Here is a 14,207-nt window from a genome sequence, read left to right on the forward strand (position 1 = left end):
AAAAAAATTAGAATGGCAGACACGTATGATTTTGGCCTTGTGGGCCTTGGAGTAATGGGACGTAATTTTATTTTGAATGTGGCCGATAACGGATTTACAGCATTCGGAAATGATTTGGATGAAGAAAAAGTAAGCGCATTGATCAAAGAAGGCGGCAATACTGACAAAGTGAACGCCACTTCCGATGTTAAAACATTTGTAGAGTCGTTGACGACTCCCAGAAAAATCATGTTGCTGGTACCTGCCGGAAAAATAGTGGACAGCGTAATCGAAGGGCTATTGCCGCATTTGGACCAAGGCGATATTATTATTGATGGAGGAAACTCCTTTTATACTGATACCGACCGGCGCGAAGCCTATTTAAAAGAAAAAGGAATCAACTTTTTTGGTGCTGGTGTCTCTGGCGGAGCCGAAGGTGCCCGAAAAGGACCAAGCATTATGCCAGGCGGTTCCAAGGAAGCCTACCAACATGTAAAGCCTATTTTTGAAGCTGTTTCGGCCAAATATGAAGGAGAACCCTGCGTGGCATATCTGGGCCCGAAATCGGCAGGGAACTACGTAAAAATGGTGCACAATGGCATCGAATACGGTTTGATGCAGCTGACTTCCGAGATTTACGACCTGCTCAAAAAAGCGGGCGGACTTACCAACGATGAGCTCCACAAAACCTATTCCGACTGGAATGAAGGTCGCCTTCAGTCCTTTTTGGTAGAAATCACCTCCGAAATATTTGAACAAAAAGATGAATTGACGGACAACGACCTTGTCGATATGATTTTGGACAAGGCCAAGCAGAAGGGCACTGGAAAATGGACCTCACAAAACGCCATGGATCTAGGCATTCCCGTGCCCACTATTGATATTGCGGTGAGCATGCGGGAAATATCCGCTCTAAAGGACGAACGCATCAAGGCCGACGCGTTGTACGACCGCCCTACCCCAACTGCTGTGGACAAGGATGATTTTACACAAAAAGCGGAGCAGGCACTGTATTTTGCCTTCATCATCACCTATGCGCAAGGTATGCACCAATTGGTCGATGCCTCCAAGGAATACGGTTACGAACTGGAGCTGGGCGAAATTGCCAAAATATGGCGTGCTGGCTGTATTATCCGAGCCGCGCTATTGGCCGATATTACCGATGCTTACCAAGCTGACAAGGATTTACAGAACCTATTGCTCTCCCCGTCTTTTGTGGAAAAAGTGCAAAGCACGGTGGATGCCGCAAGGGATTTGGTAAGTTATGGGGCTGCGAATGGCATTCCATTGCCAGGATTGTCCAACGCCCTCACCTATTTTGATGCATACACCAGTAGTCGTTTGCCATTGAACTTGATACAGGCGCAACGTGACTACTTTGGGTCGCATACGTACGAGCGTTTGGACCGCGAAGGCATTTTCCATACGGAGTGGGAGAAGTAAATCTATCCAAAAATGAAAAGAGCATTTCTTCTTCTAACCTTCACCCTTTGCCTATTGACCGTATCGGCTCAGAAACAGCCCTATGTAATCTACAACGCCAAAGGAAAAAAGGTCTCCTACAAAAAAATGCTGAAGACTTTGGAGAAAAAGGATATGGTGCTGTTCGGGGAGCTGCACAATAATCCCATTGCGCATTGGCTACAATACGAGCTTACGGCCGACCTTCACAGCAAAAGACAGCTTATTCTGGGCGCTGAAATGATCGAAGCCGACAACCAAGACGAACTCAACGATTATTTATCGGGCAAAATAGACTACAAGGCTTTGGATTCCACCGCCCGGTTATGGAACAACCACAGAACCGATTACGCCCCTTTGGTGAACTTTGCGAAGGATAGCAGTTTGGTTTTTGTGGCATCCAACGTGCCAAGACGCTATGCCAGTTTGGTCTACAAAGGCGGAGGTTTCCAAGCGCTGGACACCTTATCACAAGAAGAAAAAAGATGGATTGCCCCCTTGCCCATAACCTACGACCCCGAATTACCGGGATATCGCAACATGCTCAAAATGATGGGGGAACATGCAACACCTTCACTTGCAATGGCACAAGCATTAAAAGACGCCACCATGGCCCATTTTATTCTTGAAAACTATAAAGAGGGAGCCCTGTTCCTGCATTATAATGGGGCATACCATTCCAACAACTATGAGGGTATCCTGTGGTATCTAAAATTACAACGGCCCAATTTGGAATACGCTACCTTATCCACGGTAACGCAGGAAGACGTACACACCTTAGAGCAGGAAAACCAGAATATTGCCGATTTCATTATTTGCGTGGACCAAGACATGACCACTACCTATTAATTCACCTACTTTTTCATCGGGATGTCCCAGCATGGGATAATTTGCTTATTTTTAGGAAACTAAATAACCAACCTCATGAAAAAATTACGCATCACTTTGCTGCTTCTTGTGGCCATAAACCCTTTAGTCTTTGGTCAAGTGCAGTCCAATCTGGAGCTTTTGGACATCTTCAATATGGAATATGTCTCGGACCCCCAGATTTCTCCTGATGGCTCAAAAATCATCTACGTACGGAACTTTAAGGATGTGATGACGGACCGAAACCTTTCCAACTTATGGATCATCAATTTTGATGGTTCCAACAACCGTCCGTTGACCACGGGCAATCACAATGATTTTGCCCCAAAATGGTCGCACGATGGCAAAAAGATAGTTTTCAAGTCCAACATGGCGGACGATAAAATGAAACTCTACCTGATGTGGTTGGACACCAAGGAAACCATGGCCCTGACCAATACACCACAATCGCCAGGTTCTGTTTCTTGGTCGCATGACGATACACATGTGGCCTTCAACATGTTTGTCCCCGAAGCCAATAAATCCATCATAAAAATGCCTAGCAAGCCCGAAGGTGCCAAATGGAACGAACCGCCCAAATACATTGATAAAATGAACTATCGCGGCGATGGTGCAGGATACTACAAAGGAGGCAATTCACAGTTGTTCACTTTGCCAATAAGCGGAGGCACCCCAAAGCAGCTCACTTTTTCAGAGTTTGATCATGGTGCGCCTATTTGGGCAACCGACAACGCCCATTTATATTTTAGTGCCAACTTCCACAAGGATGAAGAATTTGAACCTGCAGATAGTGAAATCTACTCGATTAATGTAAATACTGGGAAAACCAATCCGCTTACCGACCGCTATGGTCCAGACTCCAACCCTATCCTGTCTCCTGACGGCTCCAAAATAGCTTATTTGGGTTACGATGACCGTTTGCAAGGTTACCAGCTCACCCAATTGTATGTGATGAATGCCGATGGTTCCGATTCCCAGCTGATTTCTGGGGATTTTGATAGAGATGTAGAGGATATGGCTTGGAACAGTAAGGGCAATGGACTTCATTTTATATATACCGATAAAGGGATGGGCAAGTTGGCCTCCATAGAGCTATCGGGAAAAGTGAGCGATATTACGTACGGATTGGGAGGTCTATCCTTGGGAAGGCCCTATAATGCTGCAAGTTTCTCCGCATCCACCAATAACAAGTTTGCCTATACCATTGGAGATACAAGTCATCCTTCGGATTTGGGGGTGGCAGACACCAAAAGTTCAAAACGTTTGACTGCAGTGAACGATGATTTGTTCGCTTTCAAAAAATTGGGCAAAGTCGAAGAAATGTGGTGGGAGTCCTCCTATGATCAAAGGAAAATACAGGGTTGGGTGGTAACGCCCCCAGATTTTGACCCGTCCAAAAAATATCCGATGATCCTAGAGATTCACGGCGGACCGTTTACAAGCTACGGTGCGGTTTATTCGGCCGAAATCCAAGCATACGCAGCTGAGGGTTATGTGGTACTTTATACCAATCCCCGTGGAAGTACCAGCTACGGTGAGGAATTTGGAAACCTGATACATCATGACTATCCCAACCACGATTACGAAGATTTGATGTCGGGCGTAGACGCCCTTTTGGAGAAAGGCTACGTGGACGAAGACAACCTGTTTGTAACAGGAGGTTCAGGTGGTGGTGTACTTACCGCTTGGATTGTTGGGAAAACAGATAGATTTAAGGCTGCGGTGGTCGCCAAACCTGTCATCAACTGGACCAGTTTTGTGCTCTATGCCGATGGAGTTCAATTTTTCTCCAAATATTGGTTCGGGAAAAAGCCTTGGGAAGATCCAGAAAACTATATGAGACGCTCCCCCCTTACCTACGTGGGCAATGTTACCACCCCGACCATGCTTTTAACAGGTGAAGAAGATTACCGAACCCCCATTGCGGAATCGGAACAGTTTTATGCGGCCTTAAAGTTGGAAAACGTGGAAACGGCCATGGTCCGTATTCCAGGTGCTTCGCACGGTATTGCCAACAAACCCAGTAATTTGATTGCCAAAATAGCTGCCGTGTTGGCATGGTTTGAGAAGTACAAAGAGGGAGAGTAAATCAACACCCATGAAAAAATCAATAGTTCTTTTATTCCTATGTGTAACGATTTCTTGTGGAGAAAAACAGAACAAGGTCGTTGTTGAGCCTGCCCAGAACCTCGAAATTGATGTGAAAGCAGAGTTGGCGAAAATCGAGCAGGTTCGAAAATCATTCGAACAAACAGTAAAGGAAAAACGGTACGGAGACCTGGGAAAGTTCACAACGGATGATATGATTTCCATTGGACCAGGGAGCGAAGACTGGATTGCCTATCGGAAACTAAGGGAAGAACATGGAAACAAATTCCGTTACGACAGTATAAAAATGAACCCCAAGGAAACCGTGATATTATCCGATACCATGGCCTACGATTTTGGGGTAAGTTCTGTTTATTATACCGATGAGAATGGAATTGTCCACGAAATGGAGGACACTTTTTTGGTAATCATGAAAAAAAATAAAGATGGCGAATGGAAGTTGTTCAGGGAGCTTGCATCGTCGTTGGTCATAGAATAATTTAACTCCCTGTTTACAAACATTCTGACAATGAAAGTATCTGTGAAAAACAACCTGTTTCTTGCAGTTTGTATTTGTTTTTTAGGATGTTCCCCCAGTACAAACAAAAAGAGCGAACCAAGTGAACAAAAAGCCTACCAAGGCCCAATAATCGACATGCACCTTCATGCATTGGAGGAAAATGAACTGTCGCCTGAACCTATGGCGATGTGCACTCCCCTATCCACCATTGTTCAACATTTTGACCCTCAGAATGATTTTGGGGACGTGTTTTGGGGCAAAGCGGCAAACCCCGATTGCGAAAACCCCTATTGGTCTCCCGTTACCTATGAAGAGTATGTGGAAAGGCTAAGCAATCAGGTTGAAAAATATAAGATTACGGCCATAACAAGCGGTAGCCTTCCCGCAACCAAAAAATTGATGGGTCATTTTCCCGATCAGTTTATCCGAGGAATCCAATTTCGAATCAATCGTGACAGTATTCCTGTGGACAGCTTGCAATCGTTGGTAGAAACTGAAGGACTGAAAGTATTGGGCGAAATAAGCAATCAATATGGTGGTATTGCACCCAACGACCCAAAAATGTTTCCCTATTATGCATTGGCAGAAGAGATGGATGTTCCCATTTTGCTTCACATGGGCAGTGGTCTTCCAGGGACGCCTTTATTTCTGAATCCAGAATACCAAGTCGCCCATTCCAACCCATTGCTACTGGAAGAAGTGCTGAAAAGTTATCCTAAAATGCGAATATCCATAGCGCATTATGGCGAACCGTTCATTGACGAACTTATTGCCATGATGTACCATTACCCTCAAATTTATGTGGACTTGGGAGGCATACAATGGTGCTACCCAAGAGAATATTTTTACCAAAGCCATTTAAAAAAGTTGGTAGATGCTGGGTTTGGCAAACGCATCATGTTCGGGTCGGATATGATTATTTGGCCAGAATTGATAGAAGAATCCATCGCGATTATAAATGATGCCGATTTTCTGACCTACGAACAGAAAGCGGATATCTTTTACAACAACGCAGCCAGGTTTTTAAGGCTGCCCAAGGATTGAATATTTAATAACCCATTAACCATATCATTATGAAACATCAATTCGTATTTGGCATTGCAACATTGCTGATGATTGTTTTTGCCGCCAGTTGTGAGCAACCCACCCCTGAGCCAATGTCAGGAGAAGCATATTCCGCTGAAATTAAAAAAATCATTGAAGAAAAGAATGAGAAAATCGAAGGATTTTATGCCTCGGGCATGATAGACTCCGCAGCCGTACATTTCGCCGACAACAGTATCCAGTTTATGCCCAATCAACCTGCTGTTATCGGGGTCGAGAACTATAAAGCCGCATGGAAGCAGCACATTCAATTTGGAACATGGGAATTTGACCTTAACACGCAAGAAGTGAAGGCCAGTGGAGATTTGGCCATGGAATACGGAAAATATACCATGACCTTTACGCCAAACGAAACCTCTCCTATCCCCGCTATGGAAGACGAAGGCAATTATTTGGTGCTTTGGGAAAAATTGGACGGGGAATGGAAAGTGGTCTGGGACGCTCCCGTCACCGAATTACCGATGCCTACTCAGGCCCAAGATACCACCATGGTAGAGTAAAGCATAATCCAATATGATCCAACAACTCCACATACCCAAAAACCCAGCGCTTTCACAGGTCGTAAAGTTTATGAGCTATGTGGAGTTGACCCATGCGGACATGGTGGAGGGACATACGGCCATCTTCCCCAATGCCACTACAAACATCCTGTTTTCGTTGGATGAGCAGATACTTGTAAACAAAACCTCATCGGCCCATTCCATTTATACCTCCTGCAGCTCCACGGTGTTCTTTAAACCATATGCTGGAATGAAGTTCATGACCATTCAATTTAGTAGCTACGGCCTTTCCTATTTAAAAAAAATACCCGCTTTTGAGTTACTGGACACGTTGAGCGAGTTGGATATCATTTTTCCTGCAAGCGAGATTAAAAGAGTCTCCAATCAACTTAGAGAATGCAAATCCATTGGAGAGAAGTTTTCCTTGCTGGAAATATTCATCAGCAAAAAAATGGGATTTCCCGAAGTTGACCCCAGGCTCCCCTACGCACTAAAACTTTTGAATTCGGAAAACTCCATCTCCATTGATACGTTGAGTCAGTCCCTTTGTATTTCCAATCGAGGACTGCAAAAGTTGTTCAAAAAACATATTGGAATGAGTCCTGCATATTACCGAAAAATCATTCGCTTCAACAAGGCCGCTCAATTGCTTTCAAGCGATTCGAATAGCTCTTTGACCGAGATTTCCTATGCATGCGGTTATTTTGACCAGGCACATTTCATCAAAGATTTTAGGGAGTTTGGTGGAATTTCCCCTTCCGAGTTCTTACGGTTCAAATCAAAGAGTTCGGATTTTTACAATTACAGAATTTCCGAATTGGATATCTTGGTTGCACTCAACGACTAGTTCATCAAATCATGAAGAAAATTTTAATCGGGTTGGTGCTATTCTCCTTTTGGGGAACCCTGCACTCCCAAAAATACACAGGCCCCATAATAGATATGCACCTGCACGCCTACAATCAAGAACTTGGGGGTATGATGTTCGGTATGGATCATCCGAATCCATTGAAAAATGAAATGTACAAGGGCGTAAAAACACCCGAGGAGCTTAAGATGGAAACCTTTAAAAAAATGGATGAGCACAACATTGTGCTGGCGCTGACCTCGGATGGACAATTGTGGAAACAGGACGATCCAGAACGTATTCTGGTCAGCGGACGAAATATGCCTCTTGAACAGTTGAAAACGATGGCCGAAAAAGGGGAATTGGTAGCCATTGGTGAACTAAATCCGTTTTACGGCGGTGTTACTGCCGATGATGCCTCACTTGAACCCTTGTTCGATTTGGCCGAAAAAGCGAATCTGCCCGTAGGCTTCCATATTATGCCTGGAGGGCCTCCTGGAGGGCTTTATCATTTGGGAATGAGTGAAATCAGGGTGAAAAATGCCAACCCAAAACAGTTGGAGGACGTATTGGTTGCCCATCCGAACCTCAAGGTTTATATAATGCACGGTGGATGGCCCTATTTGGAGGATATGAAAGCCATGCTGTACATGCATCCACAATTGTATTTGGATGTGGCCGCGATTGACTGGGTATTGCCTAAAGCGGAGTTCCATAACTTCATTAAAGGTTTGGTGGATTCAGGTTTCGGTAACAGAATCATGTTTGGCACCGACCAAATGGTGTGGCCCGAGACCATCGATATTGCGGTGGACGCCATCAATTCCGCAGAATTTCTGACACTGGAACAAAAAGAGGATATTTTTTATGACAATGCCGCTGAGTTTTTGGGACTGTCCCAAACACAAATCGACAATCACAAGAACCCATAAATCATTAAACTTGAAGATGAGAGTAAACTATTTCATATGTGTTTATTGTCTTTTTATCGTGTCCGTAAGCTTTGGTCAACTTACCAAAGAGGATGCGCCCAAAATCGAGGCCTTTGCCAAACAACTTTTTGATGAAGGAAAAACACACGGTGCGCTATTGGTCGCCGAGGGGGAAACCGTTATCTACGAGGGAGCATTCGGACTGGCAGACCGTAGCCTGAACATTCCCAACTCCCCTAAAATGCGATTCTGGGATGCAAGCGTGGGCAAAATGTTTACGGCCGTATTGATCTTACAACTGCTTGAAGAAGAAAAAATCTCTTTGGAAGACCCCATATCCAAACACCTTCCATGGTTCAAGCACAAAATGGCCGATAAAATCACCATACATGATCTATTGAGCCATCGTTCAGGGTTCTCGAGCCAAGTTTATGAGGAAAGAGCGAAAGCGAAGCACGACCAAAAAAGCCAAAGGAGCATTCTGGAGCAAAAAATTGCAAAAACAGCGTTGGCCTTCGAGCCAGGCACAGCATTTTTATACAGCAATACAGGATATGTGCTTCTTTCTGAAATTGTAATGGCTCATTTGGGGAATGATTACAATGCCATTTTACAGGAAAAAATCTTTAAGCCCCTGCATATGTCAGACACATATTGGTCCGCTCCGATTTATGGGCCAAGCATGCCCGTTTATTATCTTGAAACAGGCGAGCCACTGCTACCTGCAAAAGAACTTGATTTTACAGGTCCTGGTGGGGAAAAAACCACCTTGCAGGACTTGCACAAATTTATGATGGCCGTAGGAAAGGATAAATTGATTTCAAAACAGTCTTGGACTCTCGCATTTCAACCCCATTCCCTGCCCGAAGAAGCAAAAAGCGGATGGGGGCCTCACCAAAGTCCATACGGCTATGGTTTTAGCCTGATCGATTTCCCTTATATGGAAAATCAGTTTGCTGCAACGGTCAGTCATGGTGGAGCTTCGGCCGGAACTTCCAGCTATGCACTTCGCTTTATCGAAAAGGACCGTATTGTTGTCCTTTGGAACAATGAATTTAAAAATCCAGTGTTGTTCGAGCTTTATCAAGCCCTGAACGATATAGCCACGAAATAAACCATCAAAAAATCAGAAGCCCGATTTACAAATGTAAACCGGGCTTCCTTTTGGGTAAATCAATAGCCAAGACAGCAGGTAAAGTTATCGATTTGGGACTTAATTCCAGCCACCGCCCAAGGCGCGGTACATATTTACCTGGGCCAACAACTGGTCTTTTTTGGTTTCCACCAATTCCATACGAGATTCCAAGGCCTCACGCTGTGCCAGAAGCACTTCGATATATTCCACCCTTGCAGATTGGAACAAACGTGTAGAGAGGTCTATGGATTCCGTTAAAGCTTGTACCTGACCTTCTTTTAGATCATAGCTCTTTTTAAGGTTGTCGATGTTGGACAATTGGTTGGCCACTTCTATGTAAGCGTTCAAAATGGCCTTTTCATACTCATAAACCGCTTGTAACTGTCGAGCGGTAGCGTTCTTATACTGTGCCTTAATTGCATTTCTGTTAATCAAGGGAGCTACCATATCACCAATAGCTGAATAGAGAACAGATTCGGGAGTGGTCGTTAGGTATTTTATATCAAAGGCCTCAAGACCTAACCCTGCCTTAATGGTAAATTGCGGATAGAAATTGGCTTTGGCCGCTTTTGTATCCAACTTGGCCGCTGCCAATTCAAACTCAGCACTACGTACATCGGGACGATTCTGCAACAATTGGGAAGGTATTCCCGCATAAATGGTATCGATCGATGCATCGATAAAATTATCGGATGCCCGCTGAATATGCTGCGGTGAACGACCGATCAAAAAATTCAATCGGTTCTCCACTTCCACAATTTCCTGCTGGATCTCATACTTATGGCTTTGGTTTTTCATCACCTCTGCCTGAAAGCGCTTTACCGCCAATTCCGTGGCACGAGCGGCCTGCTTTTGCAATTTTACCATACGCAATGCATTCTGCTGAATCTCCAAGCTCTGGTCTATAATGGACATTTGGTTGTCCAAGGCCATCAACTCGTAATACGAATCGGCAATTTCAGCCACCAGATTGGTTACCATAAAATTCTTGCCCTCTACACTGGATAAATAGTCATAAACCGCAGCTTTTTTCTCGTTTCGGAGTTTCTTCCACACATCCAGCTCCCAAGTAGCGAAAGCCCCGACGATATAATTGGTCAAGGGTTCGGGAAACTCTTCGCCTTCCTTCACTTCAAGGTTTTTCTCCACGGCTCCATTTCGGGTATACTCCCCTACTTTCTCCATCTCGGCAGCTGCTTGAAGGTTGATGAAGGGCAAATACTCCCCTTTCTTGGCCTGAATTCTGTTCTTCGCCATATCGACCTGTTGCAGCATAACATTCAACTCTTGGTTTTTTACCAAGGCTGAATCTATCAAGGCAATCAGGTTAGGGTCGCTAAAGAATGACCTCCATTCCATTAATCCTGTATTTACAGTATCCGTGGATTGATTTTGATAATTCTCTGGAACGGCAACATTCTCGTCCCTGATCTCACGAGTTGGTACACAGGAATAAAGTGCCACCATTGCCATTATTCCAATTAAGATTGATTTTCTATTCTTCATCTTCGCTGCCTTTTTTATTCTTTTTTCCATTTTTAGAGGTGGTCATCTTCTTTAAGCGTTTGTTCATCAAGCGCAGTCGCGCTTTTAGCTTAAAGACCGTATCGTTCCGATGGAAGAACTCTTCGGAAATTGGTTCGTCGTGTTCGTCTTTGATCAAACTCTTACCATCCGCCATTTTTGCAAAGACAAAGTATAGTCCAGGTATCAACAATACCCCAAAGATGGTACCTATCAACATTCCACCTAATGCCGAACCACCGATGGTGCGGTTACCGATTGCTCCCGCACCTGATGCTACAACCAACGGAATCAAACCCGCGATAAAAGCAAAGGATGTCATCAAAATGGGTCGGAAACGTTGTTTGGAACCTTCGATGGCTGCTTCAAGAATAGTGGCTCCCTGCCGGTGTTTCTGAACAGCAAACTCTACGATCAATACCGCGTTTTTACCTAAAAGTCCCACTAACATGATCACACCTATCTGTGCATAAACGTCGTTTGCCAATCCCATCACCTTCAACAGGAAAAAGGAACCGAATACCCCAACAGGCAAAGAAAGAATCACGGCCATGGGCAACAAGAAGCTCTCGTATTGCGCTGCCAATACCAAATACACAAAGATCAATACCACAATGAAAATGTAGAGCGACTCATTACCGCGTTGTGCCTCATCAAAAGACAATCCTTCCCAGGCAATGTCGTATCCACGGGGCAACGTATGCGCTGCAACCTCCTTAATGGCATCGATGGCATCGCCCGTCGTGTATCCTTTGGCAGGCAGGCCATTGATGGCTGCGGAGTTGTATAAATTATACCTAGTGATTTCATTGGGACCCAATCGTTTCTCCATGGTCATGAAGGCCGAATAGGGCACCATTTCACCCTCTTCGTTTTTTACAAAGAGTTTTTCCAAATCCGATGGCAGTGCTCGATATTCTGGTGCGGCCTGGGTATATACCTTGAAAAACCGCCCAAAACGGATGAACCCTTGCTCATAGGTACTACCGATGAGGATGTTCAGGTTTTCCATGGCTTTTCCTATGGAAACTCCCTTTTGCATGGCTGCCTTATTATTTATCTTTAACTCATACTGCGGATAATTGGCTGCATAGAAGGTAAACAGGCCCGTCAACTCCTTACGTTGCTTTAGTGCTTCCATAAAATCGTTATTTACCTTTTCGAACTCATGGTAGTCGGTACCATTGGTCTTGTCCAACAAACGCATGGCAAAACCACCGGAGGAACCGAAACCAGGAACTGCTGGGGGCTCAAAGTATTCTATGACCGCTCCAAGGTCTTTGGTCTCTTCCTCCAATTCTTCCATAATCTCGTGAACCGTGTGTTCACGTTCAGACCATGGTTTTAGGTTGATCAAACAAGTACCGGCGTTGGAACCCCTACCCTCGGTCATGATCTCATATCCTGCCAATGATGAAACGGATTCCACACCTTCGGTTTCTTCGCAGATTTCCTGAAGTTTTCGTGCCACGGCGTTGGTCCGCTCCAAAGTGGCTCCAGGAGGAGTCTGGATAATGGCATAAATCATCCCCTGGTCCTCGTTGGGAATGAATCCTGCAGGCAATACCTGATTGGTAAAAAAGATTCCCGCACAGAACGCCAATAGAATCCCAAAAGTGACAACTCTTCGATTTACAATCTTGTTCAGGACACCCACGTATCTTCCCGTGAGTTTTTCGAACTTGCCATTGAACCAATCGATAAAACGGTTCACTGGCGATTTCCTGCGTTGCTTGCCATGGGTGCTCTTCAACATCATGGCACATAGCACCGGGGTCAATGTCAATGCAACAATGGCAGAAATCACGATAGATCCCGCCATGGTGATGGAAAACTGTCGGTAGAAGACCCCAACAGGTCCCGTCATGAACGAAATCGGTATAAAAACTGAAGTCATTACTAAAGTAATGGCGATGATGGCACCACCAATCTCGCCCAAAACTTCATAGGATGCCTTGTACGGCGTGAGGTTTTCCTCATGCATCTTCACGTGCACCGCTTCCACTACCACAATCGCGTTGTCCACCACAATACCGATGGCCAAAACCAGCGCAAAGAGGGTGATCAGGTTGATGGACAGTCCGAACAATTGCATCACAAAGAAGGCCCCGATCAAGGAAACGGGTACCGCAATGATCGGGATGAGCGTAGACCGCCAATCCCCCAAGAAGAGGAATACCACAATGGCCACCAAAATGAACGCATCGCGCAGTGTATGGATCACTTGATCTATGGAAGCGTCCAAGAAGTTAGACACGTCATAACTGATCTGATAGTCCATGCCGGGAGGCAAATCGGCTTCCAATTCCTTCAATTTTGCCTTTACTTCCTTGATCACCTCACTACCATTGCTACCAAACGTTTGTTTTAACACAATGGAAGCAGAAGGTCTTCCATCCAAATTGGAGTAAATATCGAAAAACTCGCTACCGAGCTCCACATCGGCCAAATCGCCCAATTTTAGGATTTCCCCTTCTTTATTGGATTTTATAATAATATCCTTGTACTCTTCGGGTTCACTATATCGGTCCTGGTAGACCAACACATACTCTAGGGATTGTGCATTTTTACCTGAACTCTGTCCCAATCTACCGGGACGGGCAATGATACTCTGCTCTTCCATCGCCTCCAAGATTTCTTCTGCAGACACACTATAGGCCCGCATACGATCCGGTTTCAACCAAATGCGCATAGCAAACTTTCTACTTCCCAAAATTTGGGCAGTGGCTATACCATTGATTCTTTGGATTTCGGGAATCATTTTGGTGTAAGCATAGTTGTAAAGGAACAGCTCATCTGCATTGTCCTCCTTACTATAGAGGTTTACATACATCAGCATACTGGGAATTACCGGGGTAATGATCACCCCTTCCCGCTGCACTAGATCGGGCAATAGGGGCATCACTTGGTCTACCCGGGTCTTGACCCGCACTACCGCTTCGTTGGGGTCCGTGCCCGGTTCAAAAATGATGCGAACGGTTCCTTCCCCTGCACTGGTGGCATCGGAAGCTATATAACGCATGCCCTGCACCCCATTGATGGCCGTTTCCAAAGGAATCAATGTCGATTTTACCAATACGTCGGCACTTGCACCAGGGTAGGCAATGAATATGTTTACGGTGGTTGGGGCAATCTGCGGAAACTGTGAGATGGGCAATTGCTTTATTGCAAGCAGACCCGTGAACACAATGATTACCGAGATTACAATGGCCAATACAGGCCTATGGATAAATTTTTTGAACATCTTGTC

At 45.0% G+C, this 14,207-nt stretch carries 11 protein-coding genes; 9 read left to right on the forward strand and 2 right to left on the reverse strand.

The features are described 5' to 3' along the window. The first annotated feature begins 12 nt into the window (after positions 1 to 12). The 9 genes from gndA (at position 13) to SD449_RS04125 (ending at position 9,412) form a co-directional block, all read left to right on the forward strand. On the forward strand, positions 13 to 1,422 hold the full coding sequence (gene gndA / locus SD449_RS04085; RefSeq protein WP_318308937.1) for an NADP-dependent phosphogluconate dehydrogenase: 1,410 nt from the start codon (positions 13 to 15) through the stop codon (positions 1,420 to 1,422). A gap of 12 nt (positions 1,423 to 1,434) precedes the next feature. Further along, positions 1,435 to 2,289 (forward strand): ChaN family lipoprotein, encoded by an 855-nt coding sequence (locus SD449_RS04090; RefSeq protein WP_318308938.1) that lies wholly within the window; start codon positions 1,435 to 1,437, stop codon positions 2,287 to 2,289. 75 nt (positions 2,290 to 2,364) lie between these two features. Then, on the forward strand, positions 2,365 to 4,395 hold the full coding sequence (locus tag SD449_RS04095) for a S9 family peptidase (RefSeq protein WP_318308939.1): 2,031 nt from the start codon (positions 2,365 to 2,367) through the stop codon (positions 4,393 to 4,395). A 10-nt stretch (positions 4,396 to 4,405) separates the two neighbouring features. Next, the gene (locus tag SD449_RS04100; protein ID WP_318308940.1) at positions 4,406 to 4,894 is read left to right on the forward strand and encodes a YybH family protein; all 489 of its coding nucleotides are present in this window, start codon (positions 4,406 to 4,408) and stop codon (positions 4,892 to 4,894) included. A 30-nt stretch (positions 4,895 to 4,924) separates the two neighbouring features. After that, entirely contained in the window at positions 4,925 to 5,959 is a 1,035-nt protein-coding gene (locus SD449_RS04105) for an amidohydrolase family protein (protein ID WP_318308942.1), read from the forward strand. Between the two features lie 29 nt (positions 5,960 to 5,988). Further along, positions 5,989 to 6,519 (forward strand): YybH family protein, encoded by a 531-nt coding sequence (locus SD449_RS04110; protein ID WP_318308946.1) that lies wholly within the window; start codon positions 5,989 to 5,991, stop codon positions 6,517 to 6,519. A 13-nt stretch (positions 6,520 to 6,532) separates the two neighbouring features. Beyond that, positions 6,533 to 7,366, forward strand: coding sequence for a helix-turn-helix domain-containing protein (locus SD449_RS04115; RefSeq protein WP_318308947.1), 834 nt, complete (start codon positions 6,533 to 6,535; stop codon positions 7,364 to 7,366). Positions 7,367 to 7,377: 11 nt separating this feature from the next. Then, positions 7,378 to 8,298, forward strand: a complete 921-nt coding sequence (locus tag SD449_RS04120; protein WP_318308948.1) for an amidohydrolase family protein — start codon at positions 7,378 to 7,380, stop codon at positions 8,296 to 8,298. A 16-nt stretch (positions 8,299 to 8,314) separates the two neighbouring features. Further along, complete coding sequence (locus tag SD449_RS04125) at positions 8,315 to 9,412, forward strand: serine hydrolase domain-containing protein (RefSeq protein WP_318308950.1); 1,098 nt, start codon at positions 8,315 to 8,317, stop codon at positions 9,410 to 9,412. Between the two features lie 99 nt (positions 9,413 to 9,511). Here SD449_RS04125 and SD449_RS04130 read toward each other — a convergent pair whose 3' ends face one another. Both SD449_RS04130 and SD449_RS04135 read right to left on the reverse strand, forming a co-directional pair. Continuing rightward, positions 9,512 to 10,939, reverse strand: coding sequence for a TolC family protein (locus SD449_RS04130; protein WP_318308951.1), 1,428 nt, complete (start codon positions 10,937 to 10,939; stop codon positions 9,512 to 9,514). Then, positions 10,929 to 14,201 (reverse strand): efflux RND transporter permease subunit, encoded by a 3,273-nt coding sequence (locus tag SD449_RS04135; protein WP_318308952.1) that lies wholly within the window; start codon positions 14,199 to 14,201, stop codon positions 10,929 to 10,931. The genes SD449_RS04130 and SD449_RS04135 overlap by 11 nt, the downstream gene beginning before the upstream one ends. Positions 14,202 to 14,207: the final 6 nt, after the last annotated feature.

Origin of the sequence: Flagellimonas crocea (assembly GCF_033441595.1) — a bacterium.
GTDB classification, from domain to species: Bacteria; Bacteroidota; Bacteroidia; order Flavobacteriales; family Flavobacteriaceae; genus Flagellimonas; species Flagellimonas crocea.

Bases quoted from the DNA above. Each gene is read 5' to 3' on its own strand.
- SD449_RS04135 (WP_318308952.1), bottom strand. From the start codon at position 14,201: ATGTTCAAAAAATTTATCCATAGGCCTGTATTGGCCATTGTAATCTCG.
- SD449_RS04110 (WP_318308946.1), top strand. From the start codon at position 5,989: ATGAAACATCAATTCGTATTTGGCATTGCAACATTGCTGATGATTGTT.
- SD449_RS04105 (WP_318308942.1), top strand. From the start codon at position 4,925: ATGAAAGTATCTGTGAAAAACAACCTGTTTCTTGCAGTTTGTATTTGT.
- gndA (WP_318308937.1), top strand. From the start codon at position 13: ATGGCAGACACGTATGATTTTGGCCTTGTGGGCCTTGGAGTAATGGGA.
- SD449_RS04095 (WP_318308939.1), top strand. From the start codon at position 2,365: ATGAAAAAATTACGCATCACTTTGCTGCTTCTTGTGGCCATAAACCCT.
- SD449_RS04090 (WP_318308938.1), top strand. From the start codon at position 1,435: ATGAAAAGAGCATTTCTTCTTCTAACCTTCACCCTTTGCCTATTGACC.
- SD449_RS04130 (WP_318308951.1), bottom strand. From the start codon at position 10,939: ATGAAGAATAGAAAATCAATCTTAATTGGAATAATGGCAATGGTGGCA.
- SD449_RS04120 (WP_318308948.1), top strand. From the start codon at position 7,378: ATGAAGAAAATTTTAATCGGGTTGGTGCTATTCTCCTTTTGGGGAACC.
- SD449_RS04115 (WP_318308947.1), top strand. From the start codon at position 6,533: ATGATCCAACAACTCCACATACCCAAAAACCCAGCGCTTTCACAGGTC.
- SD449_RS04125 (WP_318308950.1), top strand. From the start codon at position 8,315: ATGAGAGTAAACTATTTCATATGTGTTTATTGTCTTTTTATCGTGTCC.
- SD449_RS04100 (WP_318308940.1), top strand. From the start codon at position 4,406: ATGAAAAAATCAATAGTTCTTTTATTCCTATGTGTAACGATTTCTTGT.